This is a genomic window from Photobacterium sanctipauli (assembly GCF_003026495.1).
Classification (GTDB): Bacteria; Pseudomonadota; Gammaproteobacteria; order Enterobacterales; family Vibrionaceae; genus Photobacterium; species Photobacterium sanctipauli.
In genome coordinates this window covers 71,709-91,894 of record NZ_PYMA01000018.1, presented here as the reverse complement: position 1 = coordinate 91,894, position 20,186 = coordinate 71,709, and the positions used below count along the sequence as shown (strand labels likewise).

Genomic DNA, 20,186 nt, shown 5'->3' with positions numbered 1-20,186 from the left:
TTTTAACATTAATATTTAACTTAAAATCAGCTAGTTATAAACCAATTTTGTATTTATGACCGAATTTAAGCTGTTGAGCGACAATTCAGGTTAAGTAGCATCAACTCACGTAGTGCAACAGAGAACTTGGCAAATTCATGTGTTGTACCCACTTTGAACTCAGCTAATACTGTGTTCCAGCGATGAATGGCAACCTGGTGCGCTTCCATCCAGTTTTCGATCAAGGCAATGGCATCCTCGCCTTCAAGCCCGCTTGTGATCACAGCAGACGTTAATTGGCGTTGCTGCCAATCGAGATCTTCCCGGAACGACGCTCGCGCCAGTGCCTGCCAGTGGTTTTCAACCGGTTGGTTATGTACCTGCTTCAAGAACCAGTGAAGCGATAAGTCAGCACCAATCACAAAGTAAACACGGGAGATAAAGTCGATATCTTTATCCAGCTCTTTCGCGATCTGGGCAATATCCATTGCTGAGTACAAACTGCTTAGGCGAGCGATGTTATGAGCCAAATCAGCCGGTACCCCGCTTTGGATCATCACTTCAGCTTGCTCGTTGTGCTCTTGCACCTCTTCTGTTACAAGGTAACTTTCAAGGTTATCACGCAGCTTATGAACGATAGGCTGATAAACACTGATCATCTGCTCAATGCCTAGCTTACGGTCACGATTACGCAAGATCCAACGTGTTGCACGGCGAAGCATACGTCGACAGCGGTAAAGCACCTCATACTGCACTTCAGCCGTAATTTCGTTATCTAACCCCCTTACCTGCTCGAAGAAGCTTTCGAAGTTAAATACCTCACGGCCTACAGAATACGCCGATGAAATTTCAGCAACTGTTGCGCCTGTTTCTTCTTGCAGACGAGTAACGAAGTTACAGCCCATCTCGTTAGACATCTGATTTGCCAAAGACGTTGCAATCAGCTCTTTACGAAGTGGATGGTGTTCCATTTGCGGACGGTATTTTTCCTGCAACTCTTTCGGGAAATAAGCCGGCAACAAACGGGCATGGTACGGATCATTCGCAACTTCGTCAGTGACTAGATCTTCTTTCAGTACCATCTTGCCGTAGGCCACGAGTACCGCAAGCTCAGGGCGTGTTAGCCCCATCCCCGCCTTTTCACGCTCTGCAAGCGTATCGTCATCAGGTAAGTATTCAAGCGCACGATCCAGCTTGCCGTTCTTCTCTAAGTGATGAATGAAACGGATCTGCTCTTTCAGCAATTGCACTTGCTGCTGCTGAGTAACAGAAATGGACTCGCTCTGGCAATACGCATCATCCAACACGATATCGCCAACCTCATCTTCCATCCGCTCTAGCAACTCATTACGCTGCTTATAAGTCAGATCGCCACCAGTAACCAAGCTATTTAGGAGGATCTTGATATTTACTTCGTTGTCCGAACAGTCAACACCACCTACGTTATCAATAAAGTCAGTGTTAACAAGGCCACCCGTCATAGCAAACTCAACACGGCCTAGCTGGGTAAGACCAAGGTTACCCCCTTCGCCCACGACTTTTGCACGTAGCTCGTTACCATTAATACGCAAAGCGTCATTAGCACGGTCACCAACGTCTGTATGTGTCTCTAGCTCAGACTTCACATACGTACCGATACCACCATTCCAAAGTAGATCCACTTCCATACATAGGATTAAGCGGATTAGCTCGTTAGGTGTAAGAGACTGTTTGCGAGTACCCAGCAGCTTCTGGATCTGCGGTGTCAATTTGATCGACTTCGCTCGACGAGAGAAGATCCCACCACCTTCAGAGATCAAGCTTTGATCGTAATCTTCCCAGCTAGATCTAGGTAGTTTAAACAAACGATCGCGCTCTTCCCAGCTGGTTGCCGAGTCCGGGTTAGGATCCAAGAAGATGTGCAAATGGTTAAACGCTGCGACTAAGCGAATGTGCTTAGAAAGCAACATACCATTACCAAATACGTCACCCGCCATGTCACCAATACCGGCACAGGTGAAGTCGGTTGTTTGGCAATTCACACCTAGTTCACGGAAATGGCGTTTAACCGATTCCCAACCACCTTTGGCGGTAATGCCCATTTGCTTGTGGTCATAACCATTCGAACCACCTGAAGCAAAAGCATCACCCAGCCAGAAGTTATAATCTTCTGATACTGAGTTGGCTAAATCTGAGAATGTTGCCGTTCCTTTATCGGCTGCTACAACCAAATATGGGTCATCTTCATCATGACGCACAACATGGGCTGGTGGCAGTAGTTCGCCATCAACAATGTTATCAGTCACATCAAGCAAGGCACGAATAAAGCGCTTGTAGCAACGCTGCCCTTCAGCCCAAATCTCTTCACGGGTTGAAAGCTGAGGCTGACGTTTACAAACAAAGCCACCTTTCGCCCCCACAGGAACGATAACGGTGTTCTTCACTTGCTGCGCTTTCACAAGGCCGAGGATTTCAGTTCGGAAATCTTCTTGGCGATCCGACCAACGCAGACCACCACGAGCAACTTTACCACCACGCAGGTGAACACCTTCGATATCTGGCGCATAAACGAAGATCTCGAAGAATGGCACTGGTGCTGGAATTTCCGGGATCTCAGAAGGACGAAGTTTTAACGACAACCAAGGTTTTGGCTGTCCATTATCATCCAGCTGGTAGTAGTTAGTACGCTGCGTCGCTAGGATCATCTCCATATAACGACGGATGATTCGATCATCATCTAGGCTTTCTACATGCTCAAGCTTCGCATTCAACTTAGCAATCAGATCTTGCTCTGCTTTCTCACTGTGCTTGGCCGCAGGGTCAAAACGCAGGCTAAATAGCTTCACCAAATCACGAGCAAGATCACTGTGGCTACCTAGCGTCTCTTCGATATAGTGCTGACTAAACGGGAAGCCAACTTGGCGCATATAGCGCGCAAAGCTACGAAGGATAGTGATCTCCCTACCCGTTAGCCCGGCACAAAGCACCAAGCGGTTGAAACCATCACTTTCAATCTCGCCATGCCAAATAGCAGAAAAGGCTTCCTGGAATCGATCACGAGCTTCACTCAAATCAATACCCGTACAGGCATTATGAAGCATCGCAAAATCAAGGATCCAATAGACAGTGCCACTTGCCGTCACGATCTGGTACGGCGACTCTCCGATCACACGCAAGCCAAGGTTTTCCAGCATTGGCATGACATCTGATAGGTGAATAGGCTCATCGCGGTGGAATAGTTTAAGTTTCACGAAACGCGAATCTGACGCTTCTTCTTGTGGTCGGTAGAACAACATACCCAGCTTGTTATCTTCGCTTAGGCTTTCAAGTTGTTCGATATCAGCCACTGCCGAGCCTGATAGCATCTGTTCTTTATAAGAACGCGGGAAAGCACGGGCGTAATTCTTGGCTAACAAGGTACCTTTGCTTTCACCAAAGTTTGCCGCTAACGCACCGCTTAGGCGATCTTCCCATGATGAAGCCGCTTCAACCAAGTTATGCTCTACCGCCTTAACATCAACATCGAAGTTATTGTTATCTACACGCACGATATAATGCGTCCTCGCTAGCGGACTTTCCGAGAAGAAAGTCGTGAATTCAACCGTCTCAGCTGATCCGAAGTACTCTTTCAAGATTTCTTGTGTTTTGCTTCGTAGCTCAGTGTTATAACGTTCCTTGGTTACGTACACCATACAAGAGAAGAAGCGGCCGAAAGGATCACGACGCACAAACAAACGCAGAAGATCACGATCTTGCATTTGTACTACACCGCAGCCCACATCCAACATTTCTTTCTCAGTTGCTTGGATCAACTCATCGCGTGGGTAAGTTTCCAGTAGGTTGTTTAGCGCCTTCCATGAATGAGATCCTGATGGGTAACGGCTATCTTCAAGAATACGGGACACTTTGTTACTGATCAGCGGGATGTTCATGGCTGTCTGGTGATACGCTGTCGAAGCATACAAACCGGTAAAGCGGTGTTCACCAATCACATTACCGTCTTTATCAAAACGCTTGATACCAATGTAATCAGTATATGCAGGACGGTGGATCTTCGATTTGCTGTTACTCTTAGTTAGAATCAGTAACTCTGGTTTGCGCGCTTCAATGCGTGCAGACTCAGGCAACTGGGACAAACGAATAGTTTTGAGCGTATCTTTGCTCAATAAGCCATACCCTTTGTCATCACATGGACGCAGTTCGTAATCCCCTTCAATAGGAATTAAGTCGTACTGGTGATAGCCCATGAACGTAAAGTTATGGTGAGTAACCCAATCAAGGAAGGCAATGGCTTCTTCGCGGTGCTCTTTATTAACCGGTAAATCTGCTTTTTTCAGATCTTCGACAATCGACTGCATTTTTTCCTGCATCGGTTGCCAGTCGTTAACCACGAGATCGATATCCTGAAGCACTTGTTCGAGTTCTTGTTTTAATGCTTCAAGCTCATCTTTTTTATTGAGTCTATCAACCTCAATGTGGAATAAGGTTTGCAGTTCACCGTCTTTACCGCAGGCTTCGGTAATGGTGCCTTTCTCATCACGCTTGAAGTAATACGGGCCGTTTAGCATCAAGTGGCTAGTAATACCCAAACGCGTCAACGTCATTCGTACCGAATCAACAAGAAACGGTCGATCTGGTGTCACAATCTCAACAACAGTGTGTGTTGACTGCCAGCCGTATCGACTCAACGTCGGGTTATATACCCGAACAGATATTTGATCCGATTTATTTTGTGCAAGGTGATGCCATAGACTCAGTACAGCACCGTAAAGGTCAGATTCATTCCGTTGAAGCAGATCATCATCTGCAAGTTGTCCTAACAATCGCTGAGCAAACACTTCTACTAATGGCTGCTGAGGAGACTCAATCTTATCCTGGATTAAGCCATACACTTTCTCAAGCAGTACCGGCACTATAGGGTCAGGTGCGGTCATAGCAATGCTCCATCGTTATATTTTATCAATCAAGTATAGAGTTTTATAAAAATCCTATAGGTAATTTCAGGCAATTTTACCAATAAGATTCTTTCCAGTTGCGACTGCTATTGTAGGGTGTTTTGTTGCGGATAGGTTACGTTAATATCACTGGTCGACTAGGAAAAAATCGAATATGTGACTAAGGTAAAGATTTTGGCTGGTCGGATTATCTGAGTTTGACGAATTTAGCATCAACTTGATAACCCTCTTGGTACGACTGGTATAACCTATTAATTTTAAGGTTATTTTTTCTAATACCAAATGAGTAGAAAAGTAATCAGCTTTAGTGCGAACGGGTATAACATTCTGGGTTCAATTCTATGAGCCCCATCACACCACCAAGCATTTTGTTAACAAAATGCAATGCTGACTTTACGCAATTTGCTCGATCCCCTGAAGACGATTGTCTTGGTTTACCGTCACTCGAAAGCGACCTTTTACCCCTATTTGGGTAAGGAAAGGCCGAAAGCGTGACGCAGGCAGTTGCAATTTTAGACCATTGTCCGTGCGAACAACCACGGTAGCTGCTACACCAGAGTAATGGTTCAAAAAGTCGTTGTAAGAGATATAGGCAGAAAAAGTAAATGACTTCATAGGAAATAAAATAGAAACGATCGCAACAATATAGAAATAGAATGAGGGCAGACAATATGCCTGCCCTCAAAGAAAGAATCAATCGCGTAACGACAGATTACAATTCAAGTGCCTTCTGAATTTTCTCGAATAAGTCTTTGGCCAAGTTATCCAATGCAGCCAGTTTTTCTAACTCAGCTCGCATCAATGACTGACGCTGTTCATCGTACTGACGATATTTCAAGAATGGTTCGATAAGGCGTGATGCCACCTGAGGGTTGCTGCTGTTTAGCACAGTCAGGATCTCAGTTAAAAACGCATACCCCGACCCATCTTTCGCATGGAAGTGAACCGGGTTGTTAGCACAGAAGCTCGCAACCAAACTACGAGTACGGTTCGGGTTCTTGATATCGAACGCCGCATGGCTCATCGTCGCGCGTACATTTTCCAGCGCATTGTCTGCTGGATTCTTGCCCTGCAACATAAACCACTTATCCATCACCAAACCATCATGAGTCCACTTTTCGCTAAAGTCGCTCATCTGGTTTTCACGGCAAGACAGTTCTGCACTGTTGGCTGCAGCCATTGCCGCCATGGTATCGGTCATGTTGTCAGAGTCAGTGTATTGCTTGCTTGCCAACTCATTACCTTGCTCAGTATTAGCAAGGTAAGCCAAACAAGTATTACGCAACGAACGTTTTGCCATTGCAGCATGCTCAATGGTGTAGCTGTCTTGCGTTAAGGTGTGATAAATCGCACTAAACTCATCAGCCATTTCATTCGCAAATACAGATTCCAATTCACCCACAACCGTGTGGATGGCATCGACATCAACCGTCTTATACCAACCTGCAATCTCGTTTTCACTTGGTAGGGTCAACATCTCAGCAATAAAGGCCGGGTCTAAGTTCTCATCAAGCAGCACACCACGGAAAGCATCAACCACTGACGATGGCAATTCAAAACCTTCGCCCTGTTGTAGGCGGGAAACATTCAGCTTGATGTACTTCGCCAACAGAATTTGCCCCGCATCCCAACGCGCAAACTCATTACGTGCATTGACCATCAAGAACACGAGCTCTTCGTCAGAGTAATCGTATTCCAAAATAACCGGCGCAGAGAATTCGCGCAGCATCGAGATGATTGGTTGCTCAACAACATTTTCAAACTCAAAAACTTGCTCTGCTTCTGTAATATCAAGCACATGGTGCACCGGCTTTCCGTTACATTGTAACGAAATAACTTCACCCTGCTTGTTATACAGCTCAATATCAAACGGAATATGCAGTGGAAGCTTCTCTTTCTGGCCCGCGGTTTCTGGCGTGTGTTGCTTGATAGTGACACGGTAACGCTTTTGTTCTGGTAGATATTCAGTATCAACCTTCACGACAGGTGTGCCCGACTGGCTGTACCAACGGCGGAAACGTTCAAGGCTAATACCTGAAGCATCTTCCATTGCCTGGACAAAATCATCACACGTTGCCGCCGTGCCATCATGACGCTCAAAGTACAACTTCATGCCTGACTGGAAGTTTTCCTCACCCAGCAAAGTGTGCATCATACGAATCACTTCACTGCCCTTCTCATAGACGGTCAAGGTATAGAAGTTATTCATCTCAATCACTTTTTCAGGACGAATAGGATGAGACATCGGGCCTCGGTCTTCAGCAAACTGCGGGCCACGCATGATGCGAACATTATTAATGCGATTGACCGGACGCGAACCTAGATCTGATGAAAACTCTTGATCACGGAAAACAGTCAAACCTTCTTTAAGGCTCAGCTGGAACCAATCGCGGCATGTCACGCGGTTACCTGTCCAGTTATGGAAGTATTCATGGCCGATCACCGCTTCGATACCTTGGTAATCAGTATCTGTCGCAGTGCTTGGGTTGGCCAGAACAAACTTGGAGTTGAAGACATTCAAGCCCTTGTTCTCCATCGCGCCCATGTTGAAGAAATCAACCGCAACAATCATATAGATATCAAGATCGTATTCTAGGCCAAAGCGCTCTTCATCCCATTTCATTGAGTTAATCAGAGATGTCATCGCGTAGTCGGCGCGGTCGAGGTTGCCCTTATCGACAAAAATTTCCAGCTCAACTTCACGACCACTGACTGTGGTGTACTTATCACGAAGCACATCAAAGTCACCGGCCACAAGTGCAAACAAGTAACTCGGTTTAGGGAATGGGTCTTGCCATTGTACCCAGTGTCGACCATTTTCAAGTTCACCGGCATCCACACGGTTACCGTTACTGAGCAAGAATGGATACTGCGTTTTGTCTGCAATAACTTTCGTGGTAAAGCGCGCCAATACATCAGGGCGATCCAAATAAAAAGTAATGCGGCGGAAACCCTCGGCTTCACACTGTGTGCAGTATGCACCACCCGACTTGTACAAGCCTTCCAGCAAGGTATTCGCTTCAGGGTTAATTTCCGTTTCAATCAATAACTCACACTGCTCTGGTAAGTTGTTGATTGTAAGGCTAGACTCCCCCTCGCTAAAGTCAGTCCAACTTTGACCATCAACTTCTACCCTTACCAGCTTTAGGCTGTCGCCATCGAGCACAAGAGGTGCTCCTTCAGTTGAAAGACGTTGCACCTTATTGACTGCGACCACTTTGGTTTCAGTATCGTGTAGGTCAAACTCAAGGGAAATATCGGTGATGGTATAATCAGGAGACAAATAATCAGCACGGTATTTTGCCGTCGGCTGTGTCGTTGTTGGTTGTTCGGCCATGTTAATTCCTTATATGTTTCCGCATTTATGATTAGCGATGATAGCGACTATGCGGTTAATCCCATTATTCTGCGTTTGAATGATTGTGACAAGAACTAGACTGACTTTTAGCGATAAATACCAATCTAAATAACCATTTACTTTAAATCAGACTAGCAAAAGGGTTAGAACCAAGACACTCTGTCGAGGGTTTAAACACATTCCCACAAAAAGGCAAAGGCTATTAGCCTCCCCCCCGCGCCGTGATGCCTTTATCTATAGCGATTATAATTAAAGAGTAGAAGTAAAATTGATGATAGAAGCATCAAATAGACAAAAACTGTTACATCTTGCTTGTTGTCTGAGAGGTTTGATCGTATTGTTACGCCCCTAAAAAAATCATCAATTTGACTCATTTTGACCCACTATCGGTTCAAAATAAGGTAAAATCCTCGGATTGCAAAAAAACACTCACACAGCTATGACTCATTCTGGACACATTGGGATTATCGACTCCCTGCTTGATACTGATGCATATAAGCTCCACATGCAGCAGGCAATTTACCATCAATATCCAAATATTGAAGCGGTTGCGGAATTCCACTGCCGAAGCCAGGAAGATCTCCGCCCCTATGGCGCACAGATCCAAGAGCATATTAATCGCCTTGGTGGCCTATCTTTCACCACAGAAGAAATTGCTTACCTATCGACATTGAGCTTTTTCCAATCTGATTTCCTTGAATACTTGAAGTCTTTCAAGCTCAAAAGCGAGCAAGTACAAGTTGATACGTCAGGCGATCAACTCGCGATTAAGATCAAAGGCAAATGGATTGACATCATTCTGTGGGAAGTGCCACTGCTAGCAATCATTTGTGAAGTGCGCTCGGCGCAGTGCTACCCAGAAGCGACACCGGAACAAGCGATAGAACAGTTGAAGCTTAAGCTTGCAGATTTCTACCGCAAAGCCGAAGGTACCGACCTTAGCGAATTCTCTTTGGTTGATTTTGGCTCACGTCGCCGCTTCTCTAAAGAAGTACACCACCATGTTGTCGGCTACCTGAAAGACAACATGCCAGAGTTTAAAGGGACGTCAAACTACCACCTTGCCCAAACTCGCCAGTTGACCCCTGTCGGCACGCAAGCACACGAGTGGTTTCAGGCACACCAGCAACTTTCAGGTGAATTAGCCGACTCTCAGCAACTTGCCCTGAACCGCTGGCTGCAAGAATACCCAGATACGCTTGGCATCGCGCTGACAGATTGCATCAACATGGATGCCTTCCTTCGCGACTTTGATTTACGTTTATCTGAACGATTCATCGGTCTGCGCCACGACAGTGGTGATCCGATTGCTTGGGGTGAAAAAGCCATCGCCCACTACGAGTCTTTAGGCATTGACCCGAAAACAAAACTGCTGGTTTTCTCTGATAGCCTAACGCTCGACAAGGCGCTGACTATTTATAAGCACTTTGCCCATCGCATCAACACAAGTTTTGGTATCGGTACCCAGCTAACTTGCGATCTACCGGATGTGAAAACCTTGAACGTCGTGATCAAACTAACGGAATGTGAAGGCCGCCCGGTTGCAAAAATCTCCGACGAGCCAGGTAAAAGTATTTGCCGAGATGAAGGCTACCTGAGCCAGCTGCGTCAAGCATTCAACCTGGTTAGTTAGTCAAAGGCGGTAAATAGCTAATCAAAAGTTAGCTGAAAAGGTTAACGAGAAAAAGCTCTCTAATAAAAAAGGCTTGTTTATAACAAGCCTTTTTTACACCCGATTTTTCTAACGCTCTTACTATAGAGGAAGCAATGTCCCCTATTCTCTTCGCATAATAGCTTCCATACCAAACTGCTTATTCGATAATGTTAGGGTATCGCTACCTAATAAAAACTGGCTGTCATGTTGACCATCTTCATATATTAAAACGATGCGATCGTCTTCAATGAAATAAATGCCACGATGCTCTTTCTTCTTACCGTCTTTACCAGAAACTTCTGCGGAAAATAAAAAGTCAGGACGTAATGAAATCGCTAATTCAGAAACCGTGTCACCCACATCTTGGCCAGTAATTTGTGATGAACGCCAATTCCCTGGTAGATTTTCAGGTGCAAGCTTGGTGAAACGAGCGCCGTCTAGCAAAAACTGGTTATAACTCAACATATAAGTGTGTTGTTGTTCTGGTTGGCCGTGGGATAAAAATGTGACTGTTGTTTCATCGATATCGTAAGTACCGTCCCACTCTTCAACATTGCCATCCACTTGTAATAAGCGAATAATAAAGCGGTAGTTTGACTTGAATTTAATATTCATCGCGCGGTAACTTGTTCCCTCGCTATTCACCCCTTCCTCAGTATTACTAAACCAATACCAATCACCGAGTAATAAAGGGTAATCAAACTCAGTCAGATCCTCAGCGTGTACCTGCACACTAAACGAAGCAAAAAATAACGATAAAGATAAAAAGATTGATTTCAACATTGCACTTCCCCCAGCAAAATCGAGCGCCTACATTAACCCTAGTCGTCTTCATTCGGTGCTGATGCGAAATTTGATGAATATCACATAATTTAAATTCACAGTCTCACAACTGATACAAAACAAGCACAAAAAAACGGCATCATTGCTGATGCCGTTTGAGATTTTGAACTTAAGACCTTATTAATCCAGTCTTTAGCTTTGTGCTTTTGACAAATCCGCCGTAATTGCCAATGCCTCATCTAGGTAGGCATCGGGGGCTTCATAGTCTTTTGGCACATCATCCAAAGTTGCAAATGGCTTTTTGCCCATTGCTTTCTGGCGCTGGTTCAATCGTGCTAGACGATCGATATCATCTTTGTCTTGCTCAGCAATACGTGTTTTCTCGTTCAGGGAAATCGTATTGATATCTTTTTCAGCTTTATATGTCTCGATATCTGCAAGAATAAAACCGAATTCCATATCTTTGCTGATGCGAGCTTCGTGTTTCGTTTTCAAGCTCGGCAATACAGAAGAGAAGTTATACAACCTTTGGTAACTAGCTGGTTTGATGCTATCCCATGGCAATGCATTGTCTTCGACACTTTCACCGGTTTCAGACGGGTCAACTGCACTTGGGAAAGCAAGGTCTGGCACAACACCAAGGTTCTGGGTACTACCACCATTAATTCGATAGAATTTCTGGATAGTGTACTGAACATGACCAAGAGGCTTGTCGAACAAATCATAAATATGATTGAGCGAACGGTGTTGCTGTACCGTGCCTTTACCAAATGATTGCTCACCAATCACGACAGCACGACCGTAGTCTTGCATTGCGGCAGCAAAGATTTCGGATGCAGAAGCACTGTAACGGTTGACCAATACAGTCAGTGGTCCGTCGAAGTAAACACGATCGTCAGAGTCGCCATTAACTTTCACTCGGCCATAGCTGTCACGCACTTGCACAACAGGTCCACCGTTAATGAACAGACCAGTCAATGCGGTCGCTTCAGTCAAGGCACCACCACCATTGTTACGTAGGTCAATAACAACCCCGTCAACTTGTTGGTCGTTCAAAGAGGCCAGCTCTTTCTTGGTATCTTCAGACAAGCCGACATAGAAACTTGGAATTTCAATTACACCAATTTTCTTACCCTGGCTAGCCTTCACCTCTGATTTAACAGCACGGTCTTCAAGGCGGATCTTGTCGCGAACAATAGTTACGTCGTAACTTTTCTTATTGTTCCCTTCCGGCAAGATCTGTAGCTTAACTTTACTGCCCTTCGGCCCTTTGATGAGCTGTACAACATCATCAAGGCGCCAACCGATCACATCAACGGTGTCTTTGCCATCTTGGGCAACACCAATAATGCGGTCACCAGCAGCAAGCTTCTTCGAAGCAGAAGCAGGGCCGCCTGCGACAAGTGAGCGGATAACTGTATAGTCATCAACAACTTGTAGCACAGCACCGATACCTTCCAAAGACAGGTTCATTTCTGACTGGAATTGTTCAGCGTTACGCGGTGACAAATAACTGGTATGGGGATCAACTTCACGAGCAAAGGCATTCATGTAGATCTGGAATACATCTTCACTGTGAGTTTGGGTCAAACGCTTGAGAGCATTATTATAACGCTTACCCAAGGTTTCATTGATATCGTCCCACTCTTTGCCCGCTAATTTCAGATTCAACGCATCGTATTTAACGCGCTTGCGCCAAATCTCGTTCAATTCGTTGCGGTCTTTAGCCCAATCCATTTCAGAACGATCCAATACCATTTCTTCATTGGTATCGAACTTGATCTCTCTGTCTAACAGAGTTAGGGCATATTGGTAGCGGTCATAACGACGTTTCAGCAAAGTATTGAAAATATCAAACGCAGCGGATGTATCCCCTCTTTTGAGTTGATCATCAAGTTGGTTTTCCCATTTTTCAAACTGCTTAACGTCGGATGCGGTAAGGAAGCTTTTATTGAAGTCCAGCATTTCGATATAGCGATCAAAAACACTGGCTGAGAATTCATCATCAAGTGAGAATTGCTTGTAGTGAGAACGTGTGAATCGAGACGCAACACGTTTACTAGCAGTTGCATGCTGTTTTTCAGGAGCAAGTTGCGGCAAATCACTTAATGAGTACTTAGCCTCTAGGGCTTGCGCTGAAGCTGCTAGCATCATGCCAGCAGCTATCAGTGAGAAACGGAATCGACATTTCATGCGTCGAGCATTCTCCTTTATGAACGCAGGTGCTCCGCTTTAACTACCATGGTTAGACCATTTGATAGACGAACACGCACATCGTCCTTATTAATTTCAACAATAGTAGCCGGCATGTTACCAGTACCCATGTTTACACTTACGTTCTTACCAACAACAACTTCGTCAGCCGTTAGTGCACGGGTTGTTTCTACAGGCTTTTTATTTATCTTAGACGTTTTTTGCTTAGTGTTCTTTGGTTTAGCCGATTTAGCACGAATTTTTTTCGCTTTCGCCTCACCGTCTTTGTTTGCAGCTGCTTTCGCTTCTGCCTGCTCTTTACGACGAGCGCGTACTTTCGCCTTGCTCTCTTCTAGTGCAGTTTTAGCGTGCTCAACATGTTCCTGTTCCAGCACACCACAGTCGTTGCCATCTAGGTCAACACGGTTTGCACCCGCTTTCACGCCGTGAAGGTAACGCCAGGAAGAAGTGTATTGACGCAGAGCAGTACGCAGCTGAGTTTTACTTACTTTTGGGTCTTCACTTAGGCGTTCTGCCAAATCTTGGAAGATACCAATCTTAAGAGGCTTCGCTTCACCTTCAACCGTAAAACATTTAGGGAAACGCTCAGCAATGTATGCAATGACTTCTTTACTGTTCGTTAGCTTTTCAGAGTTTTCCATGGACTTTCCTGACAAAAGCGAGTCTTCCTCGCCGTTAGTACTTTAATTAAAAAGAAATTGTTCCGCTATTATAGTTACCTAACGCTGAAAAACCACCGAAAGCATGCAATTAGAGCCTTTTTTGTAGTTCTTCTAACAAAGTAACTAGTCCATCTTCATCAGATTGGTTAAATCTTGACAGGATCGGGCTATCAATATCCAGCACGCCGTATAATTCGCCATTAACTGTAAACGGAATAACAATCTCTGAATTACTCGCCGCATCGCAAGCAATGTGCCCTTCGAATTGGTGAACGTCTTCCACGCGCTGTACTCGGTTTTCAGATATCGCGGTACCGCAAACGCCGCGGCCAACAGGGATGCGAACACAAGCTGGTTTACCTTGAAATGGCCCAAGGACAAGTTCTTCACCTTTAAGGATATAGAAGCCAACCCAGTTAATATCTTCTAACTCCATCGCCAGTAACGCACTAATATTAGACATATTAGCAACGATATCAGACTCACCTTCTACCAGTGCAACGGCCTGCTTAGTGAGCGTGTTGTAATTTACTGTACGATTTTCCATGGCTTACTCCTTCTATAGCCGTTAGAATGGCAACCTTACACTTAATAATAGGAATCATTATCATTGTGAAAGGCAATTCAAACCAAATGATTAACTGGTCTTGGCTAGTAAAGCAAGCAAAACATCATCGTCCTCGGTTAATCTTCGCCAATATTATTGCGATTCTGGCAACACTCATCAGTGTGCCTATTCCTCTTCTTATGCCATTGATGGTTGATGAAATCCTTTTGGAAAAGCCAGCAGGCGGCATCGAATTCTTAAATCATTTTCTTCCTGAATCGCTGCACCAGCCAACTGCCTACATCATGTTAGTCCTGCTGTTTGTAGTATTGATGCGTATTGCCGGGCAAGCTTTGAATATTCTTCAAAGCCGCCAGTTCACTTTGGTCGCCAAAGACATCACCTACAATATGCGCCAGCACCTAATCGACAAGTTAGGCCGCATCAGCATGCGTCAATACGAAGAACGCGGCAGTGGTGGTATCACTTCTCACCTAATTACCGATGTTGAAACCATCGACAAGTTTGTCGGTGATACTCTCAGTCGTTTTCTGGTTGGCCTACTGACGGTCATTGGCACCGCGGTTATTCTCCTGTGGTTAAATTGGCAACTTGGCTTATTCATTCTTCTGGTAAACCCTATTGTTGTTTACGCATCAAAGTTGATGGGTAACCGAGTTAAAACCCTTAAGAAGAAGGAGAACCAAGCATTCGAGAAATTCCAACAGCGCCTGGTAGAAACCCTTGATGGTATCTACCAATTACGAGCAGCCAACCGTGAGCGCGAGTTTCTTACCCAATTAAAATCAAACGCCAATGATATCCGCCACGATGCCGATAAATACGCATGGCAGTCTGAAGCTGCAGGCCGCATTTCTTTCCTTCTATTCTTAGTTGGTTTCGAGCTGTTCCGTGCCATGGCAATGATCATGGTGTTGTTCACCGACCTTTCTGTTGGTCAGATGTTTGCCGTATTTGGTTATCTCTGGTTCATGCTTGGCCCAGTACAAGAGCTCTTAGGGATTCAGTTTGCCTGGTACAGCGCATCTGCGGCCATGCAACGCCTTAACGGTTTAATTGCCATTGAGGAAGAAGTGCGCCCTGTCCAAACAGTAAATCCGTTCAACGAATCACATTCAATAGAGCTTGAGTTAAAGCACATCCACTTCTCTTATGATGAAGATAAAGAGGTACTAAACGACTTGAACCTCACCATCCCGGCCGGGAAACGCGTGGCGTTGGTTGGTGCATCTGGTGGTGGTAAGTCAACCCTAATTCAATTGCTGCTGGGCATTTACCAAAAGAACCAGGGTGAGATATTGGTTAATGGCCATCAAATTGAAGATGTAAGCTACGAAGCCCTGCGCGATAAGATGGCGGTTGTGCTTCAGCAGCCTGTCTTATTCAACGATACCATGCGCCATAACTTAACCCTTGGCGGTAACTTTACTGATGATCAACTTTGGCATGCGTTGGAAATTGCGCAAATGACCGATGTAACTCAGCGTTTAACCGAAGGGTTAGACACTGAAATTGGCCGCCAAGGGATCAAATTATCCGGCGGTCAACGCCAACGCCTTGCGATTGCCCGCATGGTACTGGCTAACCCAGAATTTGTTATTTTGGATGAAGCAACCTCGGCATTGGATACCGCGACAGAAGCTGCCTTGCACCGGGCATTGAACGAATTCTTGACAGATCGTACTACGCTTATTGTTGCGCATCGCCTATCTGCGGTAAAACAGGCTGATCTCATTTATGTACTCGAAGATGGTCAGGTTAGCCAGTGTGGTACACACCATGAATTGGTTAACGAAGCGGGCTTGTACCAGACCTTATACGGGTCGGTCCAGTCGCCAGAACCAACACTTTATCAAGAAGATGACCAAGTATCGGTAGCCAGAATCAGCGGAAAATAATATAGTGTTCATTTCGTGCTGATATTGATTAACCAAGGGTATTGTTCACCTGAAAACGTGTTCATACGCTTGGTTATACCAACCTACATAAGTAGTTGATCTAAGTATTACGCAGGAAAAATCGTTGTTATCAAGGCAGAGATTGCAGTGATTAGTGGTTCTAATGACAAAATCTCTAACGCAGAGAACAGCGATTTTAACCAGTAAGACTGATCAAGTACTTATGTAGGTTGGTATTATATTTAAAGGATTAGATCTTCATGACAACAGCGAGACTGTGTCCAGATTGCGACCTTCCCGTACTACCTCAGGTCGCCGAACACGGACAAAGTGCTTACTGCCCACGCTGTCAATCCAAGCTATATCGCGGCGGTACCTTCCGCTTTACCGGTGAGTTTGCCATTGCGCTGGCATGTCTAATCCTTTTCATTCCCGCTCACTTTTTCCCTATGATCACCATTCGCCTGTTCGGCGTGATGATCCCGGCAACGCTGCCATCAGGCACCCTTACTTTGGCGCCCGACTTCCCAGCCGTTGCTTTTCTTATCCTTTTTTGTAGCTCCATTGCGCCACTACTGGTTTGTGGTTCGGTGCTCTCAGCCCAGTACAGCCTAAAGTTTCGCAAGTTCACACTGTTCAAGCGCTCTGCATGGATCATCGGCCACCTAAAACATTGGGCCATGTTCGATGTATTCTTGGTGAGCCTAGGTATCTCATGTTTTAAAGTGCAGGACTATGCCGATATCTATGTTGGCCCAGGCCTTTACTCGCTGGTTATTTTGCAAATTCTGATGGCATTGCTGCTATCGCGCATTAGCCTGACCCGCTACTGGGAAGCTTGGCAGCCGGAAACCGAGCACAAGCTTGATGAGTTATCGGTTCATTGCCATCACTGCCATATGTCACAGGGCACAAATAGCCACTGCGTTCGCTGCCAAGCGCCACTTCACAAACGTATGCCAAACTCCATCCAAAAAACATGGGCATACCTTATTGCGGCTTCGGTATTTATTTTTCCGGCCAACCTGTACCCAATTTCGATTTTCCTAAACAACGGTAAACGCGCTGAAGACACCATTTTTTCTGGTGTGGCGACGCTGGTGAAAACCGACATGCTAGGTATTGCCATCATCATCTTCGTTGCCAGTATCGTTGTGCCTGTTGCCAAAATCCTTGGCCTTGCCTTTATTTTGCTGACCATTCAGTTCAAACGCCAAGTGAACCACTTGCAGCGAATGAAGCTGTATCGTTTTATCCAGTGGATTGGCAAATGGTCAATGATGGACCTATTTGTTATTTCGATCATGGTCACTTTGATTGACCGTGACCAGCTCCTCGATTTTACCCCCGGCCCCGGTGCTATTGCCTTCGGTGTCGTCGTCGTCTTAACAATGCTTGCAGCGGAAAGCTTGGATTCTCGTCTGATATGGGACAACTATGAACAACGGACAAAATAATCAACAACCAGAGCCAGTGAACATAAAACGGGACAAAGGCATCTCTCCCCTATGGATTCTGCCTGTACTCTCCCTTGTGCTTGCTGGTTGGCTCGTTTTCAAAGCCGTTAATGAAGCTGGTGAACGGATTAAAATTCATTTCAATGATGCTGCCGGCCTTGTTGCAGGCCGTACAACCATCCGCTACCAAGGGTTGGAAGTGGGTATTGTTCGTGATGTGAATTTGTCTAACGACTTACAAAGCATTTATGTTGAAGCCGATATCTACCCAGAAGCCGTGCAAACCTTGAAAGAAGGCACCCAATTCTGGCTCGTCAAACCCAAAGCATCCATTACGGGTATATCAGGCTTAGATGCCTTGGTTTCAGGTAACTACATCGCCTTGCAACCTGGTGAAGGGAAATTCGATAATGAGTTTACGGCGCTTGATAACCAACCGGCCGATACGCCACTGGGTGAAGGCTTGCGCGTGCAGCTGCGTTCGCCGCACCTTGGCTCAATCAACATTGGCTCTCAGGTGCTCTACAAAAAAATCCCTGTGGGTGAAGTCTTCAACTACACCCTTAGCCATGACAGAAAGCGGGTTGTTATCGATGTATTGATCAAGCCGCAATACAGTGAGCTGGTCACCAACAAGAGCCGCTTCTGGAATGTGAGTGGCATGAGCGCCAATATTGGTTTCAATGGTGTTGACGTTCAATTTGAAAGCCTATCAGCCATGATCAGTGGTGCCATCGCCTTTGACTCCCCGGACGAAGGCTTGCCCATCGAACCGAATCACCTGTTCCGCCTATACCCTGACCTAAACACTGCGGGCCGCGGTATTGCCATCACCATTGATTTGCCTGAAGGCAACAACATCAACGCTGGCGGTGCGCCCATTGTTTACCGTGGCTTGGAAATCGGCAAAATCTCCGACCTTCGCCTCGATAAGGAGCGCCAGAAGATCGTCGCCCACGCAGCCATTGAACCAAGCATGAGCGAGCTGCTTAATACCGGCTCTAAGATGCTGCTTGAAGAAGCAGAACTGTCCCTAACTGGCGTGAAGAACATCGGTAACCTGATCCGTGGCAACTACCTCACCCTTATGCCAGGTACCGGCGAGAAAACCCGCCAATTCACGGCGATCAGCCAAGACGAATTGCAAGAGCAGCAACCTGGCGTGGCTAATTTTTCGCTTTACGCCAGTGAAAGCTTTGGAATCAAACGTGGCACCAAGCTTAAACACCGTGGTATCGACGTTGGCCGTGTGAAGCGTGTTAGCCTTGATGGCAAACAAATCCGTTTTGATGTAATTGTCCGTCCTGAGTACACCAAACTCGTTCGCTCTGGTAGCCGTTTCTTTATTGATGGCGGTATCACTGCAAACCTCAGCGGTGAAGGGCTTGATCTTACTGTGCCGCCAGCCGATCAAATCATCAGCCAAAATATCAGCTTTACCAGTACAGGCAGCCGTAAAATCCTCGATAACTACCCGCTTTACAAGAGCAAGAAGCTGGCCGACTTAGCAGTAGAACAGGCATCGGGCTATTCAACGGTCAACCTATTTGCTGATGAGTTACCACCCGTCAGCGAAGGCAGCCCAGTGCTATACCGCAACTTGCAAGTTGGTAAAGTAAAAGATTACGCCCTAACCCGTGACGGTGTCACCATCAGCATTAACGTCGAGCGTAAGTACCGCCACTTAATCAAACCTGACACGGTATTCTGGAACCGCTCAGGCATTGAAGTAGAAGCAGGACTCGGCGGAGTGAATGTCAAAGCCGACCCACTCGCTACCTTGATTAAAGGCGGAATCGCATTTGATGAAATGCCCGGAGTAACCAACTTAGCCAACAATCGCTACAAGCTATACCCTAGCTTTAAAGAAGCAAGAGACTTTGGCTTAGTGGTATCGCTAAAAGCTAACGACGCCAAAGCGGTATCGGTTGGTGCTGATATCCGTTACCAAGGGGTGAACGTGGGTAAGGTGGTTGATATTACCCCAGACTTTGAAACTAGCCAGGTGATCATTCAGGCGCGCCTTTTCCCTAAGTATGTCACCCCACTGGCTAAATCAGACAGCCATTTTTGGGTGGTCACACCTAAGCTGAGCCTCACCGGCGCCGAAGATCTCGATACCTTGCTGGGTAGCTACATTGCGGTCACACCGGGGACCGAAGGCCATTACTCGCAAACTTTTGACTTGGACGTTACCGAGCAGTTCGATGCCGGCCTGCACGTGATACTGGAAAGTGAAAACCGCAATTCAGTTGCCGTTGGTACGCCACTGCTCTACCGTGACATTCAAGTTGGCCAAGTGGTGGACGTGAGCCTTGGCGAGCTGGCTGACCGCGTGATTGTTGAAGCGCAAATCGAACAGCAATATAGCCACTTGGTACGCAATGATACCGTGTTCTGGAATGCATCTGGGCTTGATGTGACTATCGGCTTAACTGGCGCATCGATTCAAACAGGCACGGTAGACAGCCTAATTCGCGGCGGTATTGCCTTTGCCACACCAGAATCACAACCTCTCTCGCCAAGAGCAATCAGTGATGACCGCTTCTTCTTATACGAAGCAGCACAACCAGAGTGGAAAACCTGGCGCACGGCGATTCCTAAAGACTAAATCGCGCATAGACACTATAAATCAATCACGAAAGGAGCTTTTATGGCTCCTTTCTTTTTACCTGCTGC

At 46.0% G+C, this 20,186-nt stretch carries 11 protein-coding genes; 4 read left to right on the top strand and 7 right to left on the bottom strand.

The genetic code is table 11. From position 1 onward, the window contains the following. Nucleotides 1–65: 65 nt before the first annotated feature. The 3 genes from C9I98_RS21815 to pepN all read right to left on the bottom strand — a co-directional run bounded on the left by C9I98_RS21815 (nt 66) and on the right by pepN (nt 8,250). A complete protein-coding gene (locus tag C9I98_RS21815) occupies nt 66–4,892 on the bottom strand; it encodes an NAD-glutamate dehydrogenase (RefSeq protein ID WP_107272477.1) in 4,827 nt (1,608 codons plus the stop codon). Nucleotides 4,893–5,306: 414 nt separating this feature from the next. Next, nucleotides 5,307–5,528, bottom strand: coding sequence for a DUF2835 domain-containing protein (locus C9I98_RS21810; protein ID WP_081879168.1), 222 nt, complete (start codon nt 5,526–5,528; stop codon nt 5,307–5,309). Between the two features lie 97 nt (nt 5,529–5,625). After that, nucleotides 5,626–8,250, bottom strand: a complete 2,625-nt coding sequence (gene pepN / locus C9I98_RS21805) for an aminopeptidase N (RefSeq protein ID WP_036832835.1) — start codon at nt 8,248–8,250, stop codon at nt 5,626–5,628. Between the two features lie 460 nt (nt 8,251–8,710). Between pepN and pncB the strand changes: the two genes are divergently transcribed. After that, nucleotides 8,711–9,904, top strand: coding sequence for a nicotinate phosphoribosyltransferase (gene pncB, locus C9I98_RS21800; protein ID WP_036832832.1), 1,194 nt, complete (start codon nt 8,711–8,713; stop codon nt 9,902–9,904). A gap of 141 nt (nt 9,905–10,045) precedes the next feature. Here the strand turns inward: pncB and C9I98_RS21795 are convergent, their stop codons facing one another. The 4 genes from C9I98_RS21795 to C9I98_RS21780 form a co-directional block, all read right to left on the bottom strand. Further along, nucleotides 10,046–10,708 carry a lipocalin family protein gene (locus C9I98_RS21795; protein ID WP_036832830.1) on the bottom strand — a complete coding sequence of 221 codons (663 nt, stop codon included), beginning with the start codon at nt 10,706–10,708 and terminating at the stop codon, nt 10,046–10,048. 192 nt (nt 10,709–10,900) lie between these two features. Then, entirely contained in the window at nt 10,901–12,901 is a 2,001-nt protein-coding gene (prc, locus tag C9I98_RS21790; protein ID WP_036832827.1) for a carboxy terminal-processing peptidase, read from the bottom strand. 17 nt (nt 12,902–12,918) lie between these two features. Further along, nucleotides 12,919–13,563, bottom strand: a complete 645-nt coding sequence (gene proQ, locus C9I98_RS21785) for an RNA chaperone ProQ (protein ID WP_036832826.1) — start codon at nt 13,561–13,563, stop codon at nt 12,919–12,921. Nucleotides 13,564–13,672: 109 nt separating this feature from the next. After that, nucleotides 13,673–14,131 carry a GAF domain-containing protein gene (locus tag C9I98_RS21780; RefSeq protein ID WP_036832822.1) on the bottom strand — a complete coding sequence of 153 codons (459 nt, stop codon included), beginning with the start codon at nt 14,129–14,131 and terminating at the stop codon, nt 13,673–13,675. Between the two features lie 86 nt (nt 14,132–14,217). Between C9I98_RS21780 and C9I98_RS21775 the strand changes: the two genes are divergently transcribed. The 3 genes from C9I98_RS21775 to C9I98_RS21765 all read left to right on the top strand — a co-directional run bounded on the left by C9I98_RS21775 (nt 14,218) and on the right by C9I98_RS21765 (nt 20,118). Then, nucleotides 14,218–16,050 carry an ABC transporter ATP-binding protein gene (locus C9I98_RS21775; protein ID WP_036832838.1) on the top strand — a complete coding sequence of 611 codons (1,833 nt, stop codon included), beginning with the start codon at nt 14,218–14,220 and terminating at the stop codon, nt 16,048–16,050. A 260-nt stretch (nt 16,051–16,310) separates the two neighbouring features. Further along, nucleotides 16,311–17,507, top strand: coding sequence for a paraquat-inducible protein A (locus tag C9I98_RS21770; RefSeq protein ID WP_036832818.1), 1,197 nt, complete (start codon nt 16,311–16,313; stop codon nt 17,505–17,507). Then, nucleotides 17,488–20,118 (top strand): PqiB family protein, encoded by a 2,631-nt coding sequence (locus C9I98_RS21765; RefSeq protein WP_036832816.1) that lies wholly within the window; start codon nt 17,488–17,490, stop codon nt 20,116–20,118. The genes C9I98_RS21770 and C9I98_RS21765 overlap by 20 nt, the downstream gene beginning before the upstream one ends. The last annotated feature ends 68 nt before the right edge of the window (nt 20,119–20,186 follow it).

What these genes read in the sequence shown, in the direction of transcription:
- C9I98_RS21815 (WP_107272477.1), bottom strand. Translation starts at nt 4,892, where the DNA reads ATGACCGCACCTGACCCTATAGTGCCGGTACTGCTTGAGAAAGTGTAT.
- C9I98_RS21810 (WP_081879168.1), bottom strand. Translation starts at nt 5,528, where the DNA reads ATGAAGTCATTTACTTTTTCTGCCTATATCTCTTACAACGACTTTTTG.
- pepN (WP_036832835.1), bottom strand. Translation starts at nt 8,250, where the DNA reads ATGGCCGAACAACCAACAACGACACAGCCGACGGCAAAATACCGTGCT.
- pncB (WP_036832832.1), top strand. Translation starts at nt 8,711, where the DNA reads ATGACTCATTCTGGACACATTGGGATTATCGACTCCCTGCTTGATACT.
- C9I98_RS21795 (WP_036832830.1), bottom strand. Translation starts at nt 10,708, where the DNA reads ATGTTGAAATCAATCTTTTTATCTTTATCGTTATTTTTTGCTTCGTTT.
- prc (WP_036832827.1), bottom strand. Translation starts at nt 12,901, where the DNA reads ATGAAATGTCGATTCCGTTTCTCACTGATAGCTGCTGGCATGATGCTA.
- proQ (WP_036832826.1), bottom strand. Translation starts at nt 13,563, where the DNA reads ATGGAAAACTCTGAAAAGCTAACGAACAGTAAAGAAGTCATTGCATAC.
- C9I98_RS21780 (WP_036832822.1), bottom strand. Translation starts at nt 14,131, where the DNA reads ATGGAAAATCGTACAGTAAATTACAACACGCTCACTAAGCAGGCCGTT.
- C9I98_RS21775 (WP_036832838.1), top strand. Translation starts at nt 14,218, where the DNA reads ATGATTAACTGGTCTTGGCTAGTAAAGCAAGCAAAACATCATCGTCCT.
- C9I98_RS21770 (WP_036832818.1), top strand. Translation starts at nt 16,311, where the DNA reads ATGACAACAGCGAGACTGTGTCCAGATTGCGACCTTCCCGTACTACCT.
- C9I98_RS21765 (WP_036832816.1), top strand. Translation starts at nt 17,488, where the DNA reads ATGAACAACGGACAAAATAATCAACAACCAGAGCCAGTGAACATAAAA.